This is a genomic window from Streptomyces sp. NPDC088747, assembly GCF_044751025.1.
GTDB lineage: Bacteria > Actinomycetota > Actinomycetes > Streptomycetales > Streptomycetaceae > Streptomyces.
The window spans coordinates 67,853-92,377 of record NZ_JBIVKZ010000010.1 but is presented as its reverse complement, the minus strand read 5'-3'; the positions used below and the strand labels follow the sequence as shown (position 1 = coordinate 92,377).

The 24,525-nt window shown below is 70.9% G+C and carries 24 protein-coding genes; 12 read left to right on the top strand and 12 right to left on the bottom strand.

The annotated features are described in order from the left end of the window. Positions 1-80: 80 nt before the first annotated feature. Together ACIP79_RS23545 and ACIP79_RS23540 are read left to right on the top strand one after the other, a co-directional pair. Entirely contained in the window at positions 81-2,177 is a 2,097-nt protein-coding gene (locus tag ACIP79_RS23545; protein ID WP_401226439.1) for a hypothetical protein, read from the top strand. A gap of 19 nt (positions 2,178-2,196) precedes the next feature. Next, complete coding sequence (locus ACIP79_RS23540; RefSeq protein ID WP_401226437.1) at positions 2,197-3,744, top strand: hypothetical protein; 1,548 nt, start codon at positions 2,197-2,199, stop codon at positions 3,742-3,744. Positions 3,745-3,757: 13 nt separating this feature from the next. Here ACIP79_RS23540 and ACIP79_RS23535 read toward each other — a convergent pair whose 3' ends face one another. Next, positions 3,758-4,366, bottom strand: coding sequence for a TetR/AcrR family transcriptional regulator (locus ACIP79_RS23535; RefSeq protein ID WP_401226436.1), 609 nt, complete (start codon positions 4,364-4,366; stop codon positions 3,758-3,760). A 94-nt stretch (positions 4,367-4,460) separates the two neighbouring features. On the opposite strand from ACIP79_RS23535, the gene ACIP79_RS23530 reads away from it, so the two are divergent. Continuing rightward, positions 4,461-5,210: an SDR family NAD(P)-dependent oxidoreductase gene (locus ACIP79_RS23530; RefSeq protein ID WP_401226434.1), complete on the top strand. Its 750-nt coding sequence runs from the start codon at positions 4,461-4,463 to the stop codon at positions 5,208-5,210. A gap of 99 nt (positions 5,211-5,309) precedes the next feature. Here ACIP79_RS23530 and ccsB read toward each other — a convergent pair whose 3' ends face one another. The 7 genes from ccsB to hemL all read right to left on the bottom strand — a co-directional run bounded on the left by ccsB (position 5,310) and on the right by hemL (position 13,323). Further along, positions 5,310-6,425: a c-type cytochrome biogenesis protein CcsB gene (gene ccsB / locus ACIP79_RS23525; protein WP_383678474.1), complete on the bottom strand. Its 1,116-nt coding sequence runs from the start codon at positions 6,423-6,425 to the stop codon at positions 5,310-5,312. Next, on the bottom strand, positions 6,422-8,314 hold the full coding sequence (locus ACIP79_RS23520) for a cytochrome c biogenesis protein ResB (RefSeq protein ID WP_401226433.1): 1,893 nt from the start codon (positions 8,312-8,314) through the stop codon (positions 6,422-6,424). Before ACIP79_RS23520 ends, ccsB begins: the two co-directional genes overlap by 4 nt. Before the next feature lie 3 nt (positions 8,315-8,317). After that, positions 8,318-9,130 (bottom strand): cytochrome c biogenesis CcdA family protein, encoded by an 813-nt coding sequence (locus tag ACIP79_RS23515; RefSeq protein ID WP_401226431.1) that lies wholly within the window; start codon positions 9,128-9,130, stop codon positions 8,318-8,320. Positions 9,131-9,136: 6 nt separating this feature from the next. Next, complete coding sequence (locus tag ACIP79_RS23510) at positions 9,137-9,760, bottom strand: TlpA family protein disulfide reductase (RefSeq protein WP_401226429.1); 624 nt, start codon at positions 9,758-9,760, stop codon at positions 9,137-9,139. A gap of 66 nt (positions 9,761-9,826) precedes the next feature. Continuing rightward, complete coding sequence (locus tag ACIP79_RS23505) at positions 9,827-11,152, bottom strand: hypothetical protein (RefSeq protein ID WP_401226428.1); 1,326 nt, start codon at positions 11,150-11,152, stop codon at positions 9,827-9,829. A gap of 171 nt (positions 11,153-11,323) precedes the next feature. Then, positions 11,324-12,010 carry a histidine phosphatase family protein gene (locus ACIP79_RS23500; RefSeq protein ID WP_401226426.1) on the bottom strand — a complete coding sequence of 229 codons (687 nt, stop codon included), beginning with the start codon at positions 12,008-12,010 and terminating at the stop codon, positions 11,324-11,326. After that, positions 12,007-13,323: a glutamate-1-semialdehyde 2,1-aminomutase gene (hemL, locus tag ACIP79_RS23495; protein ID WP_383678464.1), complete on the bottom strand. Its 1,317-nt coding sequence runs from the start codon at positions 13,321-13,323 to the stop codon at positions 12,007-12,009. The genes ACIP79_RS23500 and hemL overlap by 4 nt, the downstream gene beginning before the upstream one ends. A gap of 582 nt (positions 13,324-13,905) precedes the next feature. Between hemL and ACIP79_RS23490 the strand changes: the two genes are divergently transcribed. The 4 genes from ACIP79_RS23490 (at position 13,906) to ACIP79_RS23475 (ending at position 17,644) form a co-directional block, all read left to right on the top strand. After that, positions 13,906-14,343, top strand: a complete 438-nt coding sequence (locus tag ACIP79_RS23490) for a hypothetical protein (protein ID WP_019061278.1) — start codon at positions 13,906-13,908, stop codon at positions 14,341-14,343. A gap of 221 nt (positions 14,344-14,564) precedes the next feature. Continuing rightward, complete coding sequence (locus ACIP79_RS23485; RefSeq protein ID WP_401226422.1) at positions 14,565-16,133, top strand: diacylglycerol/lipid kinase family protein; 1,569 nt, start codon at positions 14,565-14,567, stop codon at positions 16,131-16,133. A 142-nt stretch (positions 16,134-16,275) separates the two neighbouring features. Next, a complete protein-coding gene (locus ACIP79_RS23480) occupies positions 16,276-16,431 on the top strand; it encodes a DUF6131 family protein (protein WP_383678460.1) in 156 nt (51 codons plus the stop codon). Between the two features lie 193 nt (positions 16,432-16,624). Beyond that, positions 16,625-17,644, top strand: coding sequence for a YdcF family protein (locus tag ACIP79_RS23475; protein ID WP_401226420.1), 1,020 nt, complete (start codon positions 16,625-16,627; stop codon positions 17,642-17,644). A gap of 38 nt (positions 17,645-17,682) precedes the next feature. Here ACIP79_RS23475 and ACIP79_RS23470 read toward each other — a convergent pair whose 3' ends face one another. Continuing rightward, on the bottom strand, positions 17,683-18,417 hold the full coding sequence (locus ACIP79_RS23470; RefSeq protein ID WP_401226417.1) for an SDR family NAD(P)-dependent oxidoreductase: 735 nt from the start codon (positions 18,415-18,417) through the stop codon (positions 17,683-17,685). Between the two features lie 109 nt (positions 18,418-18,526). On the opposite strand from ACIP79_RS23470, the gene ACIP79_RS23465 reads away from it, so the two are divergent. Next, entirely contained in the window at positions 18,527-19,159 is a 633-nt protein-coding gene (locus ACIP79_RS23465) for a TetR/AcrR family transcriptional regulator (protein WP_401226415.1), read from the top strand. A gap of 55 nt (positions 19,160-19,214) precedes the next feature. Here the strand turns inward: ACIP79_RS23465 and ACIP79_RS23460 are convergent, their stop codons facing one another. Further along, positions 19,215-19,676: an ATP-binding protein gene (locus ACIP79_RS23460; protein WP_401226413.1), complete on the bottom strand. Its 462-nt coding sequence runs from the start codon at positions 19,674-19,676 to the stop codon at positions 19,215-19,217. Between the two features lie 170 nt (positions 19,677-19,846). On the opposite strand from ACIP79_RS23460, the gene ACIP79_RS23455 reads away from it, so the two are divergent. The 4 genes from ACIP79_RS23455 to ACIP79_RS23440 all read left to right on the top strand — a co-directional run bounded on the left by ACIP79_RS23455 (position 19,847) and on the right by ACIP79_RS23440 (position 22,602). Next, positions 19,847-20,761, top strand: coding sequence for a Scr1 family TA system antitoxin-like transcriptional regulator (locus ACIP79_RS23455; RefSeq protein ID WP_401226721.1), 915 nt, complete (start codon positions 19,847-19,849; stop codon positions 20,759-20,761). Then, positions 20,724-20,855 carry a DUF397 domain-containing protein gene (locus tag ACIP79_RS23450; RefSeq protein ID WP_383678627.1) on the top strand — a complete coding sequence of 44 codons (132 nt, stop codon included), beginning with the start codon at positions 20,724-20,726 and terminating at the stop codon, positions 20,853-20,855. Before ACIP79_RS23455 ends, ACIP79_RS23450 begins: the two co-directional genes overlap by 38 nt. 271 nt (positions 20,856-21,126) lie before the next feature. Further along, positions 21,127-22,050: a hypothetical protein gene (locus tag ACIP79_RS23445; protein WP_401226410.1), complete on the top strand. Its 924-nt coding sequence runs from the start codon at positions 21,127-21,129 to the stop codon at positions 22,048-22,050. Between the two features lie 15 nt (positions 22,051-22,065). After that, the gene (locus ACIP79_RS23440) at positions 22,066-22,602 is read left to right on the top strand and encodes an NUDIX domain-containing protein (RefSeq protein WP_401226408.1); all 537 of its coding nucleotides are present in this window, start codon (positions 22,066-22,068) and stop codon (positions 22,600-22,602) included. 90 nt (positions 22,603-22,692) lie between these two features. On the opposite strand, the gene ACIP79_RS23435 is transcribed toward ACIP79_RS23440, so the two are convergent. After that, positions 22,693-22,989 carry a hypothetical protein gene (locus ACIP79_RS23435; RefSeq protein ID WP_401226406.1) on the bottom strand — a complete coding sequence of 99 codons (297 nt, stop codon included), beginning with the start codon at positions 22,987-22,989 and terminating at the stop codon, positions 22,693-22,695. A 95-nt stretch (positions 22,990-23,084) separates the two neighbouring features. Beyond that, entirely contained in the window at positions 23,085-24,356 is a 1,272-nt protein-coding gene (locus ACIP79_RS23430) for an acyltransferase (protein WP_401226404.1), read from the bottom strand. Between the last annotated feature and the right edge of the window lie 169 nt (positions 24,357-24,525).

Here is a 24,525-nt window from a genome sequence, read left to right as displayed (position 1 = left end):
AATCAAGTCCCCCTTCTTACACTGGTGTTGATACACCTCACAGCAGCACATCGGATCGGACCGCGCCGGGGGGAGATGCGGTGCACACAGGGCTGCACGGCCGGGGGGCGCTGTTCGACACGGATCCGCCCGGTCTCGCTCCACGGCTCGTCGGCCTGCGTCCTTACCAGCACCGCTCGACGCCGTACGAGCATCCGAGGGATCTGCCCTTCGTGGTGTTCGCGGGCGGCCGTGGGCTGGGCAAGAGCACGCTGCTGACCGAGCTGCGCGAGGCGTGCAAGGGGCACACCCCGGTCGCGCTGGTCGACGGCGAGGACGGGCAGTTCGCGGCGCCGCCGCCCGAGCGGCCCGCGGAGTCCTGGTCACCGGTCGCGCAGGCGCTCACCACCGTCGCCGAGCAGCTCGCGGAGCCGGTGACGGGCGCCAAGCGGATCAGCTTCCCGCGGCTCGCCGCCGGGCTGCTGGCCGTCGCGGCGAGCGGCTGGAGCGACCGCGACCTGCCGCGCATCCGGCAGGAGGCCGAGCGGATCCTGCTGCTGAACGAGTCCGGCTCCTGGCTCTCCGGCTTCGCGAACCGCTGGGTGAACAAGGTCGTCGCCAAGCTGGTCGCCTCCATGTCCGGTACGGGTCCGGTGCTTGAGCCGATCATCGAGGCCACCCTTGAGGCGTTCTCGGAGGGCGTCTCCCCCACCCACAACCGGCTGCGCCGGGCGGCCACCTGGTACCGCGACTACCCGAACGCGGGCGGCAACCCGAAGCTGGGGCTCATCCTGCTCTCCCGGCACTTCAGGGCGGGCGGCAACTCCCGTACGCACGCCGAGCGTTATCTCGTACGAGCGCTGCTGGCGGACCTCGACGACGCGTACACAGGGGCCCTTCAGCGCTCGCACCGGCTCGGGCGTCCGGTCGTCCTCGTCGACAACGTGCAGGAGCCCGCGGGGCTGGGGCTCATGGAGTCGGTGCTGCGGGACCGCGCCGAGGGCATCGCCGACCAGGTCGTCTTCTTCGCCTCCCTGCGCGGGTACGGCCATCCGGCGCTCCGCAACGCCGTCCGCCGCACCCTGCCCGACGTGGCCAGGCGCTGCGACTGGACGCCGGACACCTCGCCGTCCTCGCGCGCGCTCCTCGTGTCGCTGCCGCCGCTGTCCCCGGACGACACCCTGCACATCGTGGGCGCCAGCTGCCTCGACCTGCCGGTGCCCCCGCAACTCCCGCACGCCACGCACCGGTTGACCGGCGGCAGCCCGCTCGGTATCGCCGTGCTCGCCGCCTCGGCCCGGCAGAACCTGCCCGGGGCCGCCACCCTCGGCGCGCTGCTCACCGCCGACGTGGCACTGCTGGAGGACCGCGACGGGCGGGTCGCCTACCAGGAGCTCCTGGACCGGCTGGTGCCAGGCGGCCGGCTGGACGAACTGACCGTGCTCGCCGCCGCGCACGACCCCGACTCGGCGCGCGCACTGGCGCAGGCCCGGCTGCCGGACGACTTCGGCGCGTCGGGCGTACTGGAGCTGGAGGCGCGGCTCGCCGAGGAGGGCTGGCCCGGCGCCGCGGACCAGTTCGTCGGCGACTCGTTCCTGCGGGCGCTCCTGCTGCTGCGACTGCACCACCGCGACCCCGGCCACGAGGAGTGGCGGGCCACGCACCGCACCCTCATCGACCACTACACCGACCCGCCCGGCGGCGACGACCCCGGCCGGGCCCAGTACCGGCTGCACCACGAACTCGCCCTGGGGAACGCGGATCCGGCGGTCGCCTACCTCCGCGACACCTTCCACCGGGCGGACACCCGCACCTGGCTGTCGGCGCTGGTCTTCATCGCCTCCGCGCCCTACTACCACGCCCATGATCCGGACGGCCGCGACTTCGACGGCCACGACCACCGCACGTCCGTCGCGCTCGGCCGCACGGACGCCGCGCAGACCCCGCCGACCGGTGTGGACCCCGTACTGCACCTGCGGGTACGACGGCTCCTGCACTCCGTCTGGCAGTCGACCGACCCGCTGGTGCTGCCGGACACACAGGTGACCGACCGGCTGCGGTTCGAGCTGGAGCAGCTGTCCAATCTGCGGCCCGCGGGCAACGCCCTGCTGTGGCGGGCCTCCAGGGACTGGCCGGCGGACGCTCTCGCCGGCCGGCCCTTCCGCATCCCGGGCGACGAGGACGAGACCCGCTCATGAGACAGGACGGGGGCCGGTGATGGCGCGCTTGTGGGTGTGGCTGCGCGAGGACGTCTGGGAGATCAAGTTCCGGCGGATCATCGCCCTGGCGCTGGCGGCGGCGCTCGTCGCCCTCGGCGTCTGGGCCGGTACGACGCTCGCGAAGGAGGACCGTTCGTGCGCGCCCGGGGTCGAGCGCCCCGAGGGCAGCGACGAGTGCGTGGGCGTCTCCGCGACCTCCTACGACTGGGACCGCTCCCAGTTCACCGAGGCCGTGAAGGCGATCGACACGGAGAACAGGAGCCTGAAGAAGGGCGCTTACGTCACCGTCGCCCTGCTCGAACCCTTCACGGCGACCGACGAGGACAACCTCGGGGACGCGCTGCACGAGCTCCAGGGCGCCTACCTCGCCCAGTACCGGGCCAACCACCACTCCAACGACCAGACCCCCAAGATCCGGCTCGTACTGGCCAACCCCGGTGCCACCGGCGAACAGTGGCGGCACACGGTCGGCCGGCTGGCGTCGATGGTGAACGGACCCGACCGGCTGCGCGCGGTGACCGGCGTCGGACTGAGCACCGAGAACAACAAGAAGGCCGTCAGGGAGCTCACCCGCCTCGGCATCCCGGTGATCGGCTCCTCCATCACGGCCGACGACCTCGCCAACGGGCAGGACGGCAAGGACCCTTACCCCGGGCTCGCCCGGGTCTCGCCCACCAACACCGACGAGGCCCGTGCCCTCGCCTCCTTCGCCGACGTCTCTCCCGGCAAGGCGCTCCTGGTGTACGACAAGCCGGGCGACCCCTACTCGCGCACGCTCCAGGAGTCGTTCGCGAAGCTGCTCAAGGGCTCGCCGTACCAGCCGCAGCCGTTCACGCCGCCCGACGACCGCAGCGAGGAGGGCACGACCGCCAACACCTTCCGGCAGATCACCCATCTCGTCTGCGACACCGCGCCCGCCACCGACACCATCCTGTTCGCCGGCCGGCACACCCAACTGCGGCAGTTCATCAACGCGTTGGGCGACCGCGGCTGCCAGGACCGCGCCTTCACCCTGCTCACCGGCGACGAGGGTTCGTACCTCACCGGCGACAAGGCCCTGGACCGCACCGCCCTCACCCACCGCGTCTCCGTGCGGTACACCGCGCTCGCCCACCCGGACGCCTGGCTCGCGAAGGACGCGCCGAAGAGCGGCGGCAGCGCCGCCGACGCGAAGGTGCTCGACGCACTGCTCGCCGACAGTGAGCGCAAGCCCGTCGGCCCCATCGGCGAGGTCTCCCTTGAGGACGGCCAGACGATCATCGCGTACGACGCCATGACGCTCGCCGTCCAGGGCATCCGCGAGGCCACCGCCGACGGCGCCACGGTGCCGCCCATCGCGGACGTCGCCAACCAGTGGACCCTGACGAAGGGTTCGCAGAAGGTGAACGGCGCGAGCGGCTGGATCTGCCTGGACGTGCACGGCAACCCCTACGACAAGGCCGTACCGATCGTGGAACTGACCCCGGAGGGCAAGGCCCGCTTCGTGGAGATCGCCTGGCCGGAGAGGACCCCGCCGCCGAAGGAGTGCCTGCCTCCGGCCCAGTAGTCCGCCGGGTCCGTCACGCTGACGGCCAGCTCCGCAGCGCCATGTCGGCGACGAGCTGGAGGTCGTCGCGGCCGGCGCCGCCCGCGGCCTGGACGGCGATGCCGTTCGCCACGGTCATGAGGTAGCGGGCGAGCAGTGCGGCGTCGGTGCCGGGGGGCAGGTCGCCTTCGTCGACGGCTCGCCGGAACCGGTCTCTGAGGTCGATGACGGCGTCCTCGCGCCAGGCGACGAGGGTCTCGCGGGCGTTGCGTCCCGGCTCACCGGCGGCGAGGGCGCCCTGGACGCCGAGGCATCCGCTGGGGCAGCCGGGGCGGGTGGTGGCCCGGACCGAGCCGTCGAGGAACGCGGTGGCCACCTCCCGGGCGGTCGGTTCCCGCAGGGCACGGGCACCGTACGAGGCGGGGACCCGCGTGTAGCGCTCCAGGGCCTTGCGGAACAGCTCCTCCTTGTTGCCGAAGGCCGCGTACATGCTCGTGCGGGTGATGCCCATGGCGCTGGTCAGGTCGGCGAGGCTCGCGCCCTCGTAGCCCTGTTCCCAGAAGACCCGCATCGCCTGTTCGAGGGCTTCCTCGGCGTCGAACCCTCTCGGCCGGCCGATCGGCGCCCGTCGACTCGTCTCCATGCGAGCGATCCTACTCCTTCCGTACCGGTCGATACAGATGTGCTACGTTCCCTTTCAGTACCGATCGGTACGGAACTTTGTGGAGGTAGTTCGCATGGGACAGTTCGAAGGCAGGACCGCCGTCGTCACCGGCGGCAGCAGCGGGATCGGTCTGGCCACCGCGGTGCGGCTGGCGGCCGAGGGCGCGCACGTGTTCATCACCGGCCGGCGCAAGACCGAGCTGGACGCGGCCGTCGAGACCATCGGGCAGGCGTCGGCGACCGCTGTGGCCGGCGACATCGCGAACCTGGCCGACCTCGACCGGCTCTACGACGCGGTCCGCGCCCGCGGCCGGGGCCTGGACGTGCTGTTCGCCAACGCCGGCGCCGGGTCGTTCGCGACGCTGGAGCAGGTCACCGAGGAGCACTTCGACCAGACCTTCGACGTCAACGTCCGCGGCACGCTGTTCACGGTGCAGAAGGCGCTCCCGCTGCTCAACGAGGGCGCGTCGGTGATCCTCAACTCCTCGGTGCGCGCCGACGACGGGGTCACGGCGTTCGGCACGTACGCGGCCTCCAAGGCGGCGATCCGCTCCTTCGCCCGGACCTGGGCCAACGAGCTCAAGGACCGGGGCGTCCGGGTCAACGCGATCTCCCCGGGCACCATCGACACCCCGGGACTCGACGGCGCGGTCGCGGCGCAGGAGACACCCGTCACCAAGTCGCAGTTCACCGCGGGCGTCCCGCTGGGCCGGGCGGGCCGCGCGAGCGAGGTCGCCGACGCGGTGGTCTTCCTCGCCTCCGGGCAGAGCAGTTTCATCCTCGGAGCCAACCTGTACGTCGACGGCGGCGAGAACCAGTTCTGACCCGCGGGCGGCGTCCGCACCGCCGCCCGCCCGGAACGCCGAAGGCCGGTTCCCCCGACTCGCGTCGCGGGAACCGGCCTTCGCCGGTCTGCGCCGGGTTCAGACCCCGGCGTAGGAGTGCTTGCCGGTGACGAAGATGTTGACCCCGTAGTAGTTGAAGAGGAAGCAGGCGAAGGCGATCAGCGCGATGTACGCGGCCTTGCGGCCCTTCCAGCCGGCCGTGGCACGCGCGTGCAGATAGCAGGCGTAGGCGACCCAGGTGATGAACGCCCAGGTCTCCTTGGGGTCCCAGCCCCAGTAGCGGCCCCACGCGTCGCCGGCCCAGATCGCGCCCGCGATGATCGTGAAGGTCCACAGCGGGAAGACGGCGGCGTTCACCCGGTAGGAGAACTTGTCGAGGGAGGCCGAGGCGGGCAGCCGCTCCATGACGGAGGTCGCGAACCGACCCGGCTTGCCTCCGCTCGCCAGCTTGTTCTCGTAGCTGTCCTTGAAGAGGTACATCAGGGTGCCGACCGCGGCCACGTAGAAGACGGCGCCGCACAGGATCGCGGTCGAGACGTGGATGTAGAGCCAGTACGAGTGGAGCGCGGGAACCAGCTGGTCACTCGCGGTGTAGAGGACGGTGACGGCCAGGCCGAGGTCGAGCAGGACCGAGGTGACCAGCGGAAGTCCGAGCCAGCGGATGTTCTTCTTCAGCGCCAGCATCACCAGGTACACCGTCACGGCGACGGTGGAGAAGGTGATGTTGAACTCGTACATGTTGCCCCACGGCGCCCGCTGCACCGACAGCGCGCGCGAGACGACACCGGCCGCCTCGACGGCCCAGGCGACGACGGTGAGGGAGACGGCGATACGGCCGTAGAGGTCGCCCTGCACGTCCCCGCCGTGCGCCCCGGGCCCGTCGGGCACGTCACGCGTGCCGGAGGCGGACCGGGTGACGACCTGCGGCCGCTCCAGGACCGCGGTACCGCCCGCCTTCTTGACCGTGACCGCGGGAGCCGCCGCCTTCTGCGGCGAGGTCAGCGCGGCGGCCGTACGGGCCACCTTGCTGCGGCTGCCGAAGATCCACTCGGCGATGTACGTGAAGAAGGCCAGGGTGTAGACGGCCATCGACGAGTAGATCAGCGTGTTGCTGACGTTGGCGAGGTGTTCGTTGGTGGTCGCGGCCAGGTTGGTGGCGGTGGCGGCGAGATCGGTTGCGGCAGCGGGATTCACTGCTTCTCAGCCCCTTCGGCGGCAGATGCGGCAGATACGGAGGGTTCGGCGTCGGGGTGTGCCTCGGCGTCGGGTTCGGCGTCGTCGGGCTTCTCGACTTCGTCGGGCTTGCCGGGCGCCGTGGGCGCCCGTTCGTGCACGAGCGCGGCCAGGTCGCCGAGTTCCTCGGGAAGTTTCGTGGACTCGCTGCGGCCCAGGCCCGCCATCTCGACGACGGTGACGCCGTCGGCGCCCCTGACGGCCCGCACCCAGACCCGGCGGCGCTGGATGAAGAGCGACCCGGCGAGCCCGAAGATCGCGGTGAAGGCCCCGACCAGCGCCCAGTCGCTGCCGGGCTGCTGGGTGACCTGGAAGCCGGCCCACTCCTTGATGTCCTTCTCGAAGGTGATCGAGCCGGCGCCGTTCGGCAGCGTCATGGTCTCGCCGGGCGCCAGCCTCGACTTGAGGATCTCGCCCTTCGCGTCCTTGAACTGCTTCATCTCGGAGGTGTCCAGCTGGTACACGTTCTGCGGAAGCCCCGAGTCGACCCCCAGGCTGCCGTGGTACCCGGACAGCGCGAGCACCGGGTCCTTCAGCGCGGGGAACTGGGAGAACATGTCGCCCGCGCCGGCGCCCGCGAAGGTCGGCACGAAGAAGGCGGCGAAGCCGAGCTGCTCCTTGCCGCCCTTCGCGTTCCGGTAGCCGTCCATCACCTTGATCGCGCCCTGCGAGGTGACGTTCGAGTCGAGCGGCAGCATCGGCACGGGCTCGGAGTAGACGACCTTGCCCCTGCCGTCCCGGACGGTGACGACGGGCGCGTAGCCGTGGCTGACCAGGTAGACCTTCGAGTCGCCGATCTCCAGCGGCTCGTTGACCTTGACCGTGGTCCGCTTCTCCTTGCCGTCGGCGCCCACGCTGTAGGTGATGTCGGCCTGGTAGGTACGCGGGGTGCCCTTGTTGGGGCCCGACTCCTCGTAGGTGCCGGTGAAGCTCTTCAGGTCGAAGCTGAACGGCGTGAGGTTGTCGGTGGAGAAGAGGTTGCCGGACTTGAAGTCGTCGTAGGACAGCAGCGTGTTGGAGAAGCCGTCGCCCTCGACGACCAGTTTGTTGCCCTCGGACTTGAAGAGCTGGCCCCAGGCGAAGGCGACCAGCATCACGACCAGCGCGATGTGGAAGAGCAGGTTGCCGGTCTCGCGCAGATAGCCCTTCTCGGCGGCGACGGCGTCCCCGGCGACGTGCGCCCGGAACCGCCGCTTGCGCAGCACCGTGAGGGCTGCCTCGCGGACCTGCTCCGGCTCCGCCTCGGTGCGCCAGGTCGCGTACGCCGGCAGCCGGTCGAGCCGCCTGGGCGCGCCCGGCGGACGGCCGCGGAGCTGCCCGACGAACTGCCAGGTGCGCGGCACGATGCAGCCGATGAGGGAGACGAAGAGCAGGATGTAGATCGCCGAGAACCACACCGAGCTGTAGACGTGGAACAGGCCGAGCCGGTCGTAGACGGGCCCCAGCACGCTGTGCGCGTCCTTGAAGTCCTGCACCTTCGCCGCGTCGGTCCCGGACTGCGGGATCAGCGAGCCGGGGATCGCCCCCAGCGACAGCAGGAAGAGCAGGAGCAGCGCGACCCGCATGGAGGTCAGCTGCCGCCAGAACCAGCGGGTCCAGCCGAAGACCTCGCGCCCGGTCCAGGCCAGCCGGCCCGCCACGCCGGGCTTGCGCACGCCGCCGAAGGAGCCGGGTACGACGGTGTCGACGGGGGCGGTGGAGAGCTGGGATCCGGCCGCGCCGAGTTCACCGTCGGCGCTCACCCCGACGTGCCGGCTGGCGGGCACGGGCGCGGGGTCCGCCGTCTCTTCGCCGCTGTCGGTCGCCGTCCTGCCGGTGTCCGCCGTCTTGCCGGTGTCAGTCGTGCTCATCGATCAGATCCCTACCGTGAAGCCTTCGGACCAGACCTGCATCTGCTGAACGAGGCTGTCCCACGCGCCGGTCAGCAGCAGGAGGCCGGTCACGATCATCATGCCGCCGCCGATGCGCATCACCCACGCGTAGTGGGCCTTGACCCAGCCGAAGGCGCCGAGCGCCTTGCGGAAGGCGACCGCGGCGAGGACGAAGGGCACTCCGAGACCGGCGCAGTACGCGACGGTCAGTATGGCGCCTCGGCCCGCGCTCGCCTGCTCCATCGACAGGGCCTGTACGGAGGAGAGCGTGGGCCCGATGCACGGGGTCCAGCCGATCCCGAAGAGGGCACCGAGGAGCGGCGCGCCGAGCAGTCCGGTCACCGGCCGCCTGTGGAAACGGAACTCGCGCTGGGTGAGCCAGGGCATCATCCCCATGAAGAAGACGCCCATGAGGACCATGAGGACGCCGAGCACCTTGGACAGCGTGCCCTGGTGCTCGTACAGCGTCGAGCCGAAGTAGCCGAACAGCGCCCCGCCGGACACGAACACGACGGTGAAGCCGAGCACGAACAGGCTCGCCCCGACCACCATCCGCCCCCGTCTGGCCTCTGCCAGATCGGTGCCGCTGACCCCCGTGACGTAGGAGAGGTAGCCGGGCACGAGCGGCAGCACGCAGGGCGAGAAGAAGGAGATGAGCCCGCCGAGTACGGCGATCGGCAGGGCGAGCAGCAGCGCGCCGTCGTAGACGGTCTGGTTCGTGCCGGTCGGCGCGGCGAGGGTGGTGGCGAGGTGCGCGGAGGACGCGAGGTCGGTGGACGCGGCGAGGAGGGACACGGCAGGTCACTTCTCCGCGAGGACGGGAGCGAGCATCTCGCGCAGCTTGTCTTCACTGAGGGCCTGAAGGGTGCGGGCCGCGATCTTGCCGTCCCGGTCGATGATGAGCGTCGACGGGATCGCCTGCGGGTTCAGCGTGCCCTTCTTGAAGCGGAGCATCAGCTTGCCCGTGGGGTCGTACAGGCTCGGGTACGTGACCCCCTGCTCCTCCTCGAACGCCTTGGCCGGGGCGGTGCTGGGGTCGCGGGTGTTGATGCCGACGAACTGCACGCCCTGGTCCGCGGTGTCCTTGGCGACCTTGACGAAGTTGGGTGCCTCGGCGCGGCACGGCGGGCACCAGGATCCCCACACGTTGAGGACGACGACCTTGCCCTTGTAGTCGGCGACGTCGAGCTGCTCGCCGTCGACGGTCTTGCCGGAGAGGTCGGGCGCGTCGGTCCGTTCGCCCTTGGCGACGGTGGCGATGCCGTTCTTGCCCGCGACGAAGTTGGTGTTGCCCGAGCCGCCGGACGTCCCCCCGGAACCGCACGCGGACAGGGCGAGGGCCGCGACGGCGGCTCCGGCGGTCAGCAGTGCGGTGCGACTACGGGTGCGGTTCGAACGCTGGTCGGCGCGGCAGGCAGCACTCATGTGAAAAGTTTCGCATGTCCGTTCCGGGGATCTTGCGCACCCCCCTTGCGGGCGGAAACCCGCATATCAGGCGGCCTCCCCCGGCCCCCGTTCCGTCCCCGTGCCCGCACCGGTCCCCGTGCCCGTGCGGGTGCCCGCGCCCGCGCCGCCGAGGAATGCCTTCCAGCCGCCGGCCGGCTCCTGCCCCACGTCCAGCGACTGGAGCCCCGCCACCACCTCGGGCTTCTGCACGTCCACCCAGTCCACGAACTCGCGGAAGGAGACGAGCCGTACGTCCGCGCCCTTCTCCTTCTCGCGCGCGATGTGCTTGAAGGCGTTCTCGACGGCGTCCATGTAGATGCCGCCGTTCCACTCCTCGAAGTGGTTGCCGACGAAGAAGGGTGCCCGGTTCGTCTCGTACGCCCGCTTGAATCCGGCGATGTAGGACTCGGTCGCCTGGGTGCGCCAGGCCGGGTGGCGGTAGGCGGGGGCGTTGGTCGAGTTGACCGACTGGTTGGCGAGGATGTTGTAGTCCATCGACAGCACCTCGAAGCCGCGTCCCGGGAAGGGCATCGCCTGGAGCGGCAGGTCCCACAGCCCCTGGCGCTTGCGCGGCCAGACCTGGAGGCCGCCGGACGAGGAGGCGTCGTAGCGCCAGCCGAGCTCCCTGACGGTGGGCAGCAGGTTCCCCTGGCCCAGCAGACAGGGGGTGCGGCCGCCGATGAGTTCCTTGTCGTAGTCGAAGGGCAGCGCGGGCAGGTCGGTCCAGCCGCTGTTGGTCCGCCACTCCTTGACGAAGGCCTTCGCCTGGTCGATCTCGCTGCGCCACTGCGCGGGCGTCCAGTTGGCGACGGTGCCGCGGCCGGAGCAGAAGTGGCCGTTGAAGTGCGTGCCGATCTCGTGGCCCTCCAGCCAGGCCTGCCTCAGGAGTTTCAGCGTGGTCCTGATGTGGTCGTCGGTGAGATAACCGATGTCCGAGGCGCCCCGGGGGTTGTTGGGCGGCGAGTACAGGCGCTTCTTCGACTCCGGCAGCAGGTACAGCCCGGAGAGGAAGAACGTCATGTGGGCGTCGTGGTCCCTGGCGAGTTCGAGGAAGCGGGAGAAGAGACCGGTCCCGACCTCTCCGGCGCCGTCCCAGGAGAAGACCACGAACTGCGGCGGGGTCTCGCCGGGTTCGAGCGGCACCGGTTCCGCGATCCGGCCGGGCTGCCTTCCGGTGAACGCGGTGGAGCCGTCACCGAGGGGGTGTTCGGGAGCGCCGGGATGCTCGGGAGCGCCCGGCCGTCCCCCGCCCTGGGGGCCGTCCCCGTGCCCCGCGCTCTGCTGTCCCGCGGAACCACAGGCCGCGAGTCCCAGCCCGGCCGCGGCGCCCGCTCCGAAACCGATCATTCCCCTGCGACTGATGTCCCGCATCGCGTCTCCGCTCCCTCGCGCCTTCTCGGTCGGCTCGGGCCGACATCTCATGAGAGGGCGCGAGGAAGACGGGGGTTCCGACAAACTCGCGCATATTCAGCTGTTTTTACGAAGATACGCTCAGATGACGGTAATCCACACGCTAAGTGACGACGCGTACACCTTGCCCGGCTATGCGCCGAACGCCTTGTCCTTGCCCTTCACCGGCTTGGCACCCGCGAGGAGATGGGCGGGTACGAGATCGCGGGCGGGCTCGGTGTAGCCGACGGAGACGATCTTGTCACCGCGGTAGGTGAAGGTCGTCAGGGAGGCCAGCGTGCACTGCCGCTTGCGCGGGTCGTGCCACAGCCGGCGGCGCTCCACGTACGAGCGCACGATCCAGATCGGCAGCTGGTGCGAGACACAGACCGCCTCGTGCCCACGGGCCGCGTCCTTCGCGGCGTCCAGCGCCCCCATCATGCGGACGACCTGGTCCACGTACGGCTCGCCCCAGGACGGCCGGAAGGGATTGACGAGGTGCTTCCAGTTCTCGGGGCGCCGCAGCGCGCCGTCGCCCACGCCGAAGGTCTTGCCCTGGAAGACGTTCTCCGCCTCCAGAAGCCGGCCGTCGGTCGCCAGGTCGAGTCCGTGCGACTTGGCGATGGGCGTCGCGGTCTCCTGCGCCCGCTCCAGCGGCGAGGAGACGACATGGGTGACGTCCCGCGACGCGAGGTGCTCGGCGACCCGGTCGGCCATCTGCCGCCCGAGGTCGGAGAGGTGGTACCCGGCCAGCCGCCCGTAGAGGACGCCGTCCGGGTTGGCGACCTCCCCGTGCCGCATCACGTGTACGACGGTGATGTCCTCGTTGCGCTCGCTCATGCCGTGGCCTCCGCTGCTGCCCGTGCCGCCGCCGGAAGGGCGTCGGCGATCCGCTGAATCGCCCGGTCGTCGTGGGCGGTGGAGACGAACCAGGACTCGAACGACGAGGGCGGCAGGTACACGCCCTGCGCCAGCATCGACTGGAAGAAGGCGGTGAACCGGAAGGACTCCTGCGCCTTCGCGTCCTCGTAGTCGCGCACCTCACGTCCCGTGAAGAAGACGGAGAACATGTTGGAGGCGTTCTGCAGCCGGTGGGTCACACCTTCTTTACTGAGCGCCTCCGTGACGAGACCGCGGATCTGCGCGCTGACCGCGTCGACCTTCTCGTACGCGGCGTCGTCGAGCAGCCGCAGCTGCGCGAGCCCGGCGGCGGTGGCGACCGGGTTCCCCGAAAGGGTGCCCGCCTGGTACACCGGCCCCGCGGGCGCCAGGTGGCCCATGACGTCGGCGCGACCGCCGAAGGCCGCGGCCGGGAAGCCGCCGCCCATGACCTTGCCGAAGGTCATCAGGTCGGGCCTGACCCCGTCGATGCCGTACCAGCCGGCCCTGCTGGTACGGAACCCCGTCATCACCTCGTCGGAGATGAACAGGGCGCCGTTCTTGGCGCAGGCGTCCTTGAGGCCCTGGTTGAAGCCGGGCCTCGGCGGCACGACGCCCATGTTCCCGGGCGAGGCCTCGGTGATCACGCAGGCGATCTCGCCAGGGTGCGCGTGGAAGGCGGCCTGCACGGCCTCGAGGTCGTTGTAGGGCAGGACGATGGTGTCGCCGGCCTGGGCACCGGTGACGCCGGGGGTGTCGGGCAGCGCGAAGGTGGCCACCCCGCTCCCGGCCGCGGCGAGCAGCGAGTCGACGTGACCGTGGTAACACCCGGCGAACTTGATGACCTTGGCCCGCCGGGTGAACCCGCGCGCGAGCCGGATGGCGGACATGGTCGCCTCGGTGCCGCTGGAGACCAGCCGGACCTGCTCGACGGGCTCGACGCGGGCGACGATCTCCTCGGCCAGCGTGACCTCGCCCTCACCGGGCGTGCCGAAGGACGTGCCCCGCGAGACCGCGTCCTGGATGGCGGCGATGACGTCGGGCTGAGAATGCCCGAGAATCATCGGCCCCCAGGAGCAGACGAGATCGACGTACTCCCTCCCGTCGGCGTCCGTCAGGTAGGGACCGTTACCGGACACCATGAACCGGGGCGTACCGCCCACGGCTCGGAACGCGCGTACAGGAGAATTCACGCCACCTGGCGTGACGACGGCCGCACGGTCGAATAGAGACTGCGATGCTGGGGCTTCATAGGGATAAGGCAGTTCGGTCATGACCTGCGACGTCTCCGACTCCGGGGGGCTAGTGACCTACTCAGGGTAGGCCAGCGGCTTCCGGCCGCCGCGGGCACGCGGGACGGGCGCCACGGGCACGCCACAGGCACACGGGACGCGACGGCGTGAACGCGGGAGCCCCGATTCACGTACGGAAGATCCCAGCCATCGCACGGACGGCGGGCCGACGCTCGGTACGACAAACGGGCGGCGGCCTTCGGGCATCTGCGAAACTGGGGCCTGGTACGGACAGCTCCAATGAACGATGGTGTTCAGCGGGCGAAGATCCTGCGGACAGGTGTTTCAGCGCACGTTTCGGCGTGCGGCCGTGGGGGAGGTCACTGTCACGATGATCGGGTTGCGTGACGGGGGTCGCGCGCCTTAGAAAAGCAGTCGGGTGGAGATATGCATCGCGGTGGCGGACTGGGCGAGGGGACCGACGACCTCGGTCCTCGGCGTGCCCGCGGGGGAAAGCACCGACGCGAGGCGGAGGAGGCGGCCGGGGCCAGAGCCGGCCAGGAACCCGAGCGTGCCGCCCGCAGGATCGAACGACTGGGCGCAGGGAGCGGGAATGGTGGCCGGGTGGGGGTGACGTACAAATACTTCGGCGCGCCCGACGGTGCGACGGCGGCCCGCGTCCCGATCTCGATGCGCCCCGAGGAACTCGGCGGCGACGAGCTCGGGATGAACGGCATGTTCACCAAGATCAAGCCGGAGACCATGGCAGCCATGGTCCTCACCGGCATAGAGGGCGTCCCCCTCAACAAGGTGCCCCCGCTCGAACTCGTCGTCCTCCACCCCGACTACGCCGTCGTCAAACTCCCCATGACCGTCGTCGACCCCCTCCGGGGCATAGGCGAGGAAGCCGTCGGCGCGGCCGCGTTCATCTGGTCGACGGTCCCGGACCGCGGGGGCCCGCGGGACGCGTTCAACGTGTACCAACTGCTGCACGAGTGGCAGGACTTCAGCCATCGGTTGCATGAGGCGGGGCATCAGCCGTACTGCCTGGTGTGGCCGTGAGCTGAGGTATCACTTTCCGTGGTGGGCGGGGTCTTCGGGCCTCGCCTTTTTCATGGGGCGGGAGCGGTGGGAGGCGGCCGGGGCCAGGGGGGACGGCGAGGCCGGGTCGCCGGGGCCGAACGGGTTCGTCGACGGGTGGGGTGGGCGCCGTTAGGGTGAGTCGGCGCTCCGGTCCGGTCGCGCGCGGCGGATTTTTCTAGGTGCAGAGGTGTAGCGAGCGTATGAAGCGACCTGGGCGGCTGTGGAAGACATCGGAAGTGGGAAGCCGGCTGGCCGCGTCCCTCGCCCTGGCGCGCCCCGCGCAGGGGAACTCCCCGACGCAGCTGCTGCGCAGGGCGGCCTCGCACGACGCGATATGGCTGGCTGCCGCGGCCGTGCTCGGGGTGTCGGACGGCAGGACCGCCCGCCGGGCCGCGCTGCGGGGCGTCGGCGCGGTGGCGATCGTCGCGGTGATCAATCACACGCTGGGCAAACCGGCCGCCCGCAGCGCCCGCCCGGTCCTCGACGCGTTCCCCGGGCTCTTCCCCCGGCCGGACACCGCGTCCCTCCCGTCGAGCCCGATGGCGGCGGCCGCCGCCTTCGCCTCGGGGGTCGCCCTGGAGTCGCCCCGGCACGGCCTCGCCGTCCTGCCCTTCGCCGCGGGGCTGGCCTACGTCCGCGGCAGCGGAGGCGTCACCCACCGGGGCCGGGCCGCGGCGGGGATGGTCGTCGGAGTGGGCGCGGCACTGCTCACCTGCCGTTGGTGGCCGGTGAAACCGGAGGCCGCGGCGGCCGCCGCGCCCCCGCGCAGACCGGCCCCCGCGCTGGCCGACGGCAAGGGCCTGCATCTGCTGGTCAACCCGGCCTCCGGGATCTCCTGGAGCAAGGACACCGCCGAGACCCTGGGCACCATGCTGCCCCGCGCCTCGATAACCGTCCTGGAGCCCGGCGACGACCTGCTGAGCCTCCTCGACGAGGCGGCTCAGCGCGCGGTCGCGGAAGGCGGGGCGCTGGGGGTGTGCGGCGGCGACGGGACCGTCAACGCGGGCAGTACGACCGCCGCCCGCCACCGGGTGCCGCTGGCCGTCTTCCCCGGCGGCACGTTCAACCACTTCGCCGTTGACCTCGGCAACCAGACCATGGAGGACGTGGTCCGCGCGATACAGGCGGGCGACGCGGTCACCGCCGACGTTGGCCGGGCCTCGTCCCCCGAGGGCCCGGGGACCCGCCCCGAGGAGGGCGCGCCGAACGCCTCCCCCGCCGGTTCCGCTGACCCCGAGGAGGGGCCCGGCCAGCAGTTCTTCCTCAACACCTTCAGCATCGGGGTGTACTCCGAGCTGGTGCACGCCAGGGAGCGGCTGGAGAAGCGCATCGGGAAGTGGCCGGCGCTGGCCGTGGGCCTCGCCAAGGTCCTGGCCACCGGCAGCCCGCTCTCGGTCGTCATCAACGGCCGCCCCCGCAGGATCTGGCTGCTCTTCGCGGGCAACGGGATATATCACCCGGCCGGTTTCGCCCCGACCTACCGCACCCAGCTCGACGACGGCCTGCTCGACGTCCGCGCCGTGGAGGCCGGCACCCCGCTGGCCCGCACCCGGCTGCTCCTCGCCGTCCTGACCGGCACCCTGCACAACTCCCGGGTGCTGACGACCGCCCAGGTACGCCGGCTCGACCTGGAGGTCCTGCGGGGCGAACCGCACTTCGCGTACGACGGAGAGGTCACGGACGCCACCTACCGGCGCCTGGTCCTCGACAAGATCCCCAAGGCGATCACCCTGTACCGCCCCGCCGACCAGGAGCAGTGGCTGCGCTGACACCCGCCGTCCTACGTCACTCGACCGTCACTCGACCATCACTCGACGCCCAGGTCGGGAGCGGCACGCATGGACGACTGAGAGCGGGGCACCCGGAGGCAGCACAAGCAAGAATCCAGCTGACGTAAAGATTGGAACCGACATGATTGCCCTGGGCGTCATTCTCCTCATACTCGGCCTGCTGCTCGGTGTCGGCATCCTGACAACCGTCGGCGGAGTACTCGTCGTCGTCGGCGCGGTCCTGTGGATCCTCGGCGCGAGCGGGCGCGCGGTCGGCGGCCGAAAGCACTATTTCTAGGAGCCGCCCCTCACGCGGTCACCCGGCGACGCGAACACACGGCGGAGCAGGAGTCCGGGCGAGGACTCGAAGGCGGAGTCCGTTGCCTGCCCTGCCGACCTAGGCAGCCTGAGCACGGCCTGGCCCCCGATACCCCAGTCGGGCGGCCCGGGCTCGCTCCGGGACCGTGGTTCGGGACGTCTACCCTGTGCGGATGCTGGCCTACGCCCCCGCCGCACTCCTCTTCGGCGTCTTCTGTGTACGCGTGCTGCGGGAGCGCCGCAGATTCGGCAACGCCGTGCTCCTCGGGCTCGCCGTACTCTGCGCGCTGGCGGCCTGGACGCTCCAACTGGCCCGGTCGGACTCGACTTCGGGCCTTGTCGTCGCCTGGTCGCTCGTGGGCCTGGGATCACTGGCCGTCCTCGTACTGACGTGTTTCCTGTTCCTCAACGGCCTCCAGATGGTGCGCAAGGAGGGCAGGAGCCCTTCCAACCTCCTTTCGCTGCTGGCCGCGTTGGCCATCCTCGCCGTGATCGCACTGCTGATCACGGCCTTTGTCGTGAGGACCCCCGTACTGACCGGCGTGGCGGCGACCGTCGGAGGCATCGCCCTCTACGTCTCCTTCCTCTTCCTCTGCTTCGTCTGCTACGCGTTCCTCTACGGGCGGTTGCGGGTGCGCCGCGGAGCGGACTACGTGGTCGTGCTCGGCTCGGGCCTGGTCGGCGGCTCCACCGTGCCGCCCCTGCTGGCCAGCCGCCTCAAGCGGGCGCAGGCGGTCCACGCGCGGCTCGCCCGACGTGGCAGCGCCCCGGTGCTCATCACCTCCGGGGGCCAGGGACCGGACGAGGACCTGCCGGAATCCCATGCGATGGCCGACTATCTGACGGCCCAGGGGTTTCCCGCCGACCTGATCGAGCGCGAGGACCGCTCGACGACCACGGAGGAGAACCTCCGGTACAGCAAGGCGATCATGGAGAAGGCGAAGCCGGACTACCGCTGCGTGATCGTCACGAACAACTACCACGCCTTCCGCGCCGCCCTCACCGCACGGCAGATGCGGATCAGGGGCCAGGTGGTGGGGTCGCCCACCGCCGCCTATTTCTGGCCCAACGCGACGATCCGCGAGTTCGCGGCGATCCTCGTCTCCTACCGGTGGACCAACGCGGCGATGTGCTCGCTGCTCGTCCTGGGCGGAGTACTCGCTTGGTGGACGCGGAGCAACGGCACCGGCTGACCTGGGCTCGGAACTCGTCGAACCTGACTTGGAGCCCGTTACGCGTGTACGCCGAGGCCGCCGGAGACGAGCAGGTTGTCGCCCGTGATGTAGCGGGCGCTGTCGGAGGCGAGGAAGGCGACCGCCTCGGCGACGTCGTCCGCGGTGCCGACTCGGCCCAGCGGCACGTCCGCGCCCCAGGCGGCGATCGTGTCCGGGGAGATGCCCAGCTTGGCGTAGGCGGGGGTGTCGATCAGACCGGGGCTCACCGCGTTGACTCGGATACGGCGGGGAGCGAGTTCGATCGCCAGCGCGCGCACGAGGGGCAGGAGAGCGCCCTTGGCGGCGGTCATGGCGGCTCCCAACCCCTCGCCCGCCCCGACCGTGAACACCACGGACGCGCCCTCGTTCAGCAGGGGGAGCGCCTTTTGCAGGGTGAAGAAGCTGCCCTTGACGTTGACGTCGAACAGGGAGTCGAAGGCGGTCTCGTCGGTGGACTCGATCGGGCCGGGACGGGAGATGCCCGCGTTGAGGTGGAGCAGGTCGAGCGAGCCCAGGTGCTTGCGGGCCTGCTCGACGGCCCGGTCGATGTCGGTGAGTGACGCGGCGTCGGCCCGGATGGCGATGACGCCCGGAGGAAGCCCGATGCCATCGAGGCTCTCGGGATTTTCGGGATTCTCAAGGCTTTCGAGCCCGGTGACCATGACGCGGTAGCCCCGCGAGTGGAGCAGTTCCGCGGTGGCCTTGCCGATTCCGCTGGTTCCGCCGGTGATGAGTGCTGTTTTCGCTGTCATGGCTGTTCTCCTCGCTGATGATCCGTCCCTTGGCAGCGTACGTCTACTTGGCAGCGACTGCCAAGTGTCTGCCGAACGCCAGCCTGGCAGACCGGGTTAAGGTGGTGGCATGACGCCGGGAACACAGGGCAGGCAGGGCACGCGGGGAACGCAGGGCGAGGGGGCGTCCGCACCCACGCTGTGGGACCGGACGCGGCAGCTGGCCGCCCAGGAGATCCTGCGAACGGCGTTGCGCCTGTTCAGCGAGCAGGGGTACGAGGCCACGACCATCGCGCAGATCGCCCGCGAGGCCGGCGTCTCCCAGCGCACCCTCTTCCGGTACTTCGGCACCAAGGAAGACCTCGTCGGCGGCAGCCAGGACGAGTTCGTGGCCCTCATGGCGGAAACCATCCGCGAGCAGCCAGCCGACGCGGACGTCTGGGAGGCGTTGCGCGCCGCCCTCAAGGCCGCGCTCTCCCTTCACACGAGCCCCGAGGACGCGCTGGAGCGCTTCCGCCTGGTACACCGAACCGATTCGCTGCGCGCGGCCTACCTGGGCAAGCGCGTGCGCTGCCAGGAGGAACTTCTCCCCCTGCTCGAAGCCAGGCTGAAAACCTCGGAGACGGCCCACGTGCGGGCCCGCGCCATCGCCGCGACCGCGTTCGCCTGCTTCGACGCCGCCACCACGACATGGGTCGAGACCGACGGCCAGGGCGACATCCTGGACCTGTACGACCAGTGCCTGGCGGCGGTCCGCGGCTAGAGGCCATCACCCGGACCTCGCTGCACGACTGGTCGTAGCCGCAGCGGGCCGGATTTCACGGGGCCTGCGGCGGGTCCCCCGCCACCTCCGCCCACACCGTCTTCCCGACGGGCGTACGCGGCAGGGTTCCCCAGCGCGTGGCGAGCACCGCTACCAGGAGCAGGCCCCGCCCGGACTCGTCCTCCGGGCCGGCGACGGTCTCCGAGCCGAAGCGGGGCCGTCGGGTGGACGCGTCGTCGACCTCGATACGGATCAGCCGGGTTCGTACGTCCAGGGTGAGCCGTAGGTGGAAGTCCCGGCCGGGTACGCGGCCGTGCTGTACCGCGTTCGCGGCCAGTTCGGCGACCAGGAGCGAGACCGTGGCGGACGTGTCCGACGCCCGCGGGTAGCCCCACTCCGCCATGCGGCACTCCGTCAGATGCCGGGCGAGCCGGGCGCCCCGCGGTGACGACGTGAACCGCATGGCGAACACGGGGCTCTCGGTCGCCGCGGGTTCCTTCGACGCAGTGCCGTCCATCGCATCCCTTTCGTAGCCGCGAGCACGAGCCGCAGCGTGCGCGAGTCGTGACGTTCCGTACACAAGGGTCGTCAAACGGGCCTACGCTCAACAGGGGATCGAGCCTTACGGCGCGGACCGTAAGGAAGGGAAGTGGCGCCTTGGCCAAGGAAATCGACCCGGAGTCGTCCATGGCGGCCCTCTTCGGCTCGCGGGTTCGGAGACTCCGTACGGCGGCCGGGCTGACCCAGGCGGAGCTCGGCGCCAAGACCCACGTGGTCGCCTCCCGGATCACCCAGATCGAGCGGTGCTCGGGGGCGAAGCCGACCCTTGAACTGGCCCGCGTCCTCGACGAAGTCCTGCGCGCGGACGGGCTGTTGGTGGACCTGTGGCCGTACGTCTACCGGGAGGCGTTCCCCGACTGGTCGCGCGCGTTCATGGCCCACTCGGAGAGGGCCGTCTCCATTCGCGAGTACGGGGCTCACCTCGTGCCCGGCCTCCTACAGACGGAGGAGTACGCGCGGGCCGTACTCAGCGTCGGACTTTCCCTCCAGGGCGAGGAACACCTGGAGGAGCGGGTGTCGGCGCGGCTCGGTCGGCAGGATCGGCTGACCGCAGCCGACCGGCCTGCGCTGTGGGTCGTACTGGATGAGGCCGTGCTACGGCGGCCGGTCGGCGGATGGGCCGTCATGCGAGGCCAGTTGGCGCATGTGCTGGCTACCGCCTCCGACCGTCACATCACAGTGCAGGTGTTGCCGTTCGAGCAGGGTGAGCACGACGTGATGGGCGGCTCGCTGACCATCCTGGAGCTGGCGGACGGCAGCGAGGTCGCCTACACAGAGGGCGCCCACTACGGCCAACTCGTGGAGGAACCGGCCGAGGTCGAGCGCTTCCGGCTGTTTTACGATCGGCTCCGGGCGGCAGCCCTGCCCCCGCTCATGTCGCTCGACATGATCCGATCAGTGATGGAGGGCAACGACCGTGGCGCGAACATCCCGTCCCGAACTGAACGGCGCCGCCTGGCGCAGGAGCAGTCACAGCAATCAGGAGGGCGGCAACTGCGTCGAGGTGGCAACCGGAGCCCCCGGCACCGTCCCCGTCCGTGACAGCAAAGCCCCCGACGGTCCGGCGATCGCCTTCGCGGCGGGCCCCTGGGCGGCGTTCATAGGCGAGTTGAAGAACGGCCGCCACCGGGGCTGAGTCCGCCGGGGTTCGGTCCTGGACTGCGCTTCCGTCCCGCCGAACCCTCGTACGCGGGGGGACGGCGGGCCACGACTCTCCCCCAAGGACCGTATGGGGAAAGAACCAACTACCCTCCCCCACCCACCCGTTCACCCTCAGGGGTGACCCGGTTGCGGAGAGTGGTCGGGGGAGGTTACGTTCCCGACGACAACTCCACACAAACGACGGCCCCCGCCAGGACGGCAATCCTGAACGAGGGCCTGACCGCTCAGGAAGAAGACGCTTCCCGATGGCTGATCCGCAGTCTAACGCGCCCTCACGCGCCGACACCGGAGCTCCGACCTCCGGTGTGATCCACGTCCGCACCCGTCTCACGGCCAACTTCACCGTGATCGCCAACGCCCTCGCGCAGCGGCGCGGCAGCGCGGTCACCGTCGGGGTCGCGGCGTACATCCTCTCGCTGCCCGACGGCTCGATCATCAGCATCGCCGCGCTCTGCGCCCACTTCGACGAGGGCGAGATCCTGATCTCGCGTGCGCTACGGGAGTTGGAGGCGGCCGGATACCTGGAGCGGCGGCGAGAACGCGGCTCTGACGGCCGGGTCCGTACCCGGACGTACTTCCACGACGTACCGCGCGGCCGGAGCGAGCCCACTCCGCCACCCGAACGACCGCTGCGGACGCGGAACTTCGCGGCCAGGAACACCCCCGGCCCCAGCGCGCCCCTCACGGCGGCCCCGGCACCGGCGACCCCCGCACCGGCCCCCGCACACCCGTCGCCCCCTCCCCCGCTGGGACTCGACGACGCCGACCCCCAGGCCGTCGTCGTCCTCGCCTCCCTCCGGATCCTCGACCGCAGACTGGTCCTCTCCCGCCGCGAGGTCGCCGAACTGGCCCCGGCCGTCACCGCGTGGCTCGCCCGGGGGCTCGGCCCCGAGGAGATCACCGGCCTGCTCACCGCCGGTCTTCCCGAGACCTTCCGCTCCCGCCCGGCACGCGTCCTCGCGTACCGCCTGGCCGAAGTCCCCCTCCCGACACCACCCCCGCCGCCCACCACACCGCCCGCCCCCACCCCGCACCCCTGGCAGACCTGCGACGGCTGCGAACGCGCCTTCCGCGCACCGGACCCCACGTCCTGCCGCGACTGCCGCCGCACCTCCACGCCACACACCACCACCGAGGCCACCACCCACCACCACCAGGAAGCCGCCTGATGCTTCACTGGGTGCGTGCCGCCCGGCCCGGCCGACGAAAGGACCAGAGTGGCTCAGCCAGTTCCCGCTGATCGGCCGAAGGCCCTCGCGCCCGCCGTCGCCTCCATGACCGTGCTGGTCGCCGCCGTCATCGTCCATGACCGGGTCGGCAACCGTGTCGTCCTTCTCCAGCGTGGGGAGAACGCCAAGTTCGGGCGGGGGATGTGGGATCTGCCGGTCGGCAAGAGTGAGCCCGGGGAGTCGATCACCGGGACCGCGGTGCGGGAGTTGTACGAGGAGACGGGGATGACGGTGAAGGCGGACGCGTTGCGGGTCGTGCACGTCGTCCACGGGGCGTGGGGTGTCGAGGCGCCCAACGGCTATCTCACCGTCGTCTTCGCCGCGCACGAGTGGGACGGCGAACCCGAGAACCGCGAACCCCTCAAGCACGCCCAGGTCCGCTGGACCGACCTCGGCGCCGTCCCGGCCCCCTTCGTGAAGTCCAGCGCGGGCGCCCTCCGCCGGTATCTGGCCTCGGCCACACCCGAAGTCTCCCTGCACGGCTGGCCGTAGCCACGCTGTGCGGGCCGCTGGCGGTGGGGTTCGTCAGCGAGTGGTGGGCAGGCTACGGGAGCTTGCCGGACGCGGAAGGCCCATGGGCGGTTACTGGCCCGGCTGTCGGCCGTAGGGAGGTGTCTCCCCCGGCGGGGGGCCGTACTGCGGGGGCGGGTAGCCCTGTTGGGGCGGATAGCCGTACGACTGCTGCGGTGGGAACGGTTGTTGCGGGGGGAACGGCTGTTGTGGTGGCGCGTAGCCCGTCGTGACCGTCTTGCGGCCCATGGCTGCGGCGATCGGCCATCCCGTGATCGCCCACAGGCCGCAACTGATGATCGTCAGGAACACGTGCAGGCCGTGGTTGGCGCCGCGCTTCTCGACGTAGCGGTGTGGCTGCTGATGCATGCGTTCTCCCCCTGGAATGGAGAGCCAGCCTGGCACCCGGGTGGCCGCTTCGCGGGGAAACCGGGAGGCTTCAGCCTGTCGAGTGACCACGGGCGTCAGGAGCCGCGCATCCCGAACAGGAAGCGGGTCAACCCGGTTCGCCGTACCAGCAGTTCGTACGCGGTCAGCGTCAGCAGCAGTGAAGCCGCCACGGTCAGGGCGTACTTGACCGGGATCGAGGCGTCCATGCCGACCACGCCGTACGCGACGGCCACGACGACCGGCTGGTGGAGGACGTACAGCGGCAGTGCGCCGACGCCCAGGTAGAGGAACAGCCGGCTTCGTCCGCTGTCCCCGGCCGGCCGGGTCGCGGGCCTCGCGCGCCGGTCCAGCAGCCCGACGATGCCCACGATCCAGCACCAGCCCGCCGCGCCGAACAGCGCGCGCGTGACGGTCGCGAGGGCCGTCGGGTCGGTGAAGGCGTCGTCCGCCGTCATGAAACCGGGCGCGCAGGCGGCGAAGAGCAGCGGACCCAGCACCGCTCCCGGCATCGCGTCCCGGCGCATCGCCGCGCGCAGCCGGTCGTCGCCGGCCACCGCGTAGCCGTAGAGGAAGAACAGCAGGTACGCCCACCGGCCCCAGCCCCCGTAGTCCTCCTCCAGTCCGACCAGCGCGCTCAGCGTCACGAGCGGCAGCGCCGGGAGCAGCAGCACCACCCCGCGCCGCTCGCAGGCCCGCGCGAACGCGTCGCCGAGCCGGTGCGCGGGTGCCGCCGGGATCCAGCGGGCCAGCGGCGCGAGCAGCAGCGAGAACGTGATCAGCAGCACCACGAACCACAGGTGGCCCGTCTCGAAGTACTCGCCCTGTACGACGAAGGGGAAGGACGCCAGGTCGAGGTGGACGTCGAAGAAGCGGGGCAGGAAGCGGACGTAGGACTCGTGGTAACCGGGGTCCGCGGCGCGCTCCCGCAGCCACTGCGGGAGCGGCAGCAGGGCCGCCGTCGCGAACAGCAGCGGGACGCCCAGCCGCAGCAGGCGTTCCCTGGCGAAGCCGCCGGGGCCGCGGCGGCGCAGCGAGTGCCAGGAGCCGAGACCCGCGACGAAGAACAGCATCGGCATCGCCCACACCACACCGAACCCGGCGATGACCAGGATCACCTCGGTGGTGTCGCGGTTCCTGACGTAGAAGTCGCTGTCCGTCGCGAACACCAGCGCCGAGTGGAAGAAGACGAGCCCGACGACGACGAGGATGCGGATCGCGTCCAGCTCGGTGCGGCGGCCGGACGCGGCGCCCACGGGTTCGACGCCCTGCCCGGGAGCCGTCACCTGGGGTTCCACACGCTCCCCCGGCACCGAAGACGCCTCCGGCGTTCCACCCGGCTCCGTCATGCCGCCTCCCCCGTGGCGTGTGGCATGTCGCACTTGGCGGCACCAGTGTCCGGCCTCCGGGGCGGTGGCGCCAGGCGTACGCCCGGTCGAACCCGGCTCGGCGGCATCCCCGTAAGCATCGCGTTACGGCAGCCGCCCCGGCCGTCAAGCCTGCGTCAGCGGGACCGGC

What these genes read in the sequence shown, in the direction of transcription:
- ACIP79_RS23540 (WP_401226437.1), top strand. Translation starts at nt 2,197, where the DNA reads ATGGCGCGCTTGTGGGTGTGGCTGCGCGAGGACGTCTGGGAGATCAAG.
- ACIP79_RS23535 (WP_401226436.1), bottom strand. Translation starts at nt 4,366, where the DNA reads ATGGAGACGAGTCGACGGGCGCCGATCGGCCGGCCGAGAGGGTTCGAC.
- ACIP79_RS23530 (WP_401226434.1), top strand. Translation starts at nt 4,461, where the DNA reads ATGGGACAGTTCGAAGGCAGGACCGCCGTCGTCACCGGCGGCAGCAGC.
- ACIP79_RS23520 (WP_401226433.1), bottom strand. Translation starts at nt 8,314, where the DNA reads ATGAGCACGACTGACACCGGCAAGACGGCGGACACCGGCAGGACGGCG.
- ACIP79_RS23510 (WP_401226429.1), bottom strand. Translation starts at nt 9,760, where the DNA reads ATGAGTGCTGCCTGCCGCGCCGACCAGCGTTCGAACCGCACCCGTAGT.
- ACIP79_RS23505 (WP_401226428.1), bottom strand. Translation starts at nt 11,152, where the DNA reads ATGCGGGACATCAGTCGCAGGGGAATGATCGGTTTCGGAGCGGGCGCC.
- ACIP79_RS23500 (WP_401226426.1), bottom strand. Translation starts at nt 12,010, where the DNA reads ATGAGCGAGCGCAACGAGGACATCACCGTCGTACACGTGATGCGGCAC.
- hemL (WP_383678464.1), bottom strand. Translation starts at nt 13,323, where the DNA reads ATGACCGAACTGCCTTATCCCTATGAAGCCCCAGCATCGCAGTCTCTA.
- ACIP79_RS23485 (WP_401226422.1), top strand. Translation starts at nt 14,565, where the DNA reads ATGAAGCGACCTGGGCGGCTGTGGAAGACATCGGAAGTGGGAAGCCGG.
- ACIP79_RS23480 (WP_383678460.1), top strand. Translation starts at nt 16,276, where the DNA reads ATGATTGCCCTGGGCGTCATTCTCCTCATACTCGGCCTGCTGCTCGGT.
- ACIP79_RS23475 (WP_401226420.1), top strand. Translation starts at nt 16,625, where the DNA reads ATGCTGGCCTACGCCCCCGCCGCACTCCTCTTCGGCGTCTTCTGTGTA.
- ACIP79_RS23470 (WP_401226417.1), bottom strand. Translation starts at nt 18,417, where the DNA reads ATGACAGCGAAAACAGCACTCATCACCGGCGGAACCAGCGGAATCGGC.
- ACIP79_RS23465 (WP_401226415.1), top strand. Translation starts at nt 18,527, where the DNA reads ATGACGCCGGGAACACAGGGCAGGCAGGGCACGCGGGGAACGCAGGGC.
- ACIP79_RS23460 (WP_401226413.1), bottom strand. Translation starts at nt 19,676, where the DNA reads ATGGACGGCACTGCGTCGAAGGAACCCGCGGCGACCGAGAGCCCCGTG.
- ACIP79_RS23455 (WP_401226721.1), top strand. Translation starts at nt 19,847, where the DNA reads ATGGCGGCCCTCTTCGGCTCGCGGGTTCGGAGACTCCGTACGGCGGCC.
- ACIP79_RS23445 (WP_401226410.1), top strand. Translation starts at nt 21,127, where the DNA reads ATGGCTGATCCGCAGTCTAACGCGCCCTCACGCGCCGACACCGGAGCT.
- ACIP79_RS23435 (WP_401226406.1), bottom strand. Translation starts at nt 22,989, where the DNA reads ATGCATCAGCAGCCACACCGCTACGTCGAGAAGCGCGGCGCCAACCAC.
- ACIP79_RS23430 (WP_401226404.1), bottom strand. Translation starts at nt 24,356, where the DNA reads ATGACGGAGCCGGGTGGAACGCCGGAGGCGTCTTCGGTGCCGGGGGAG.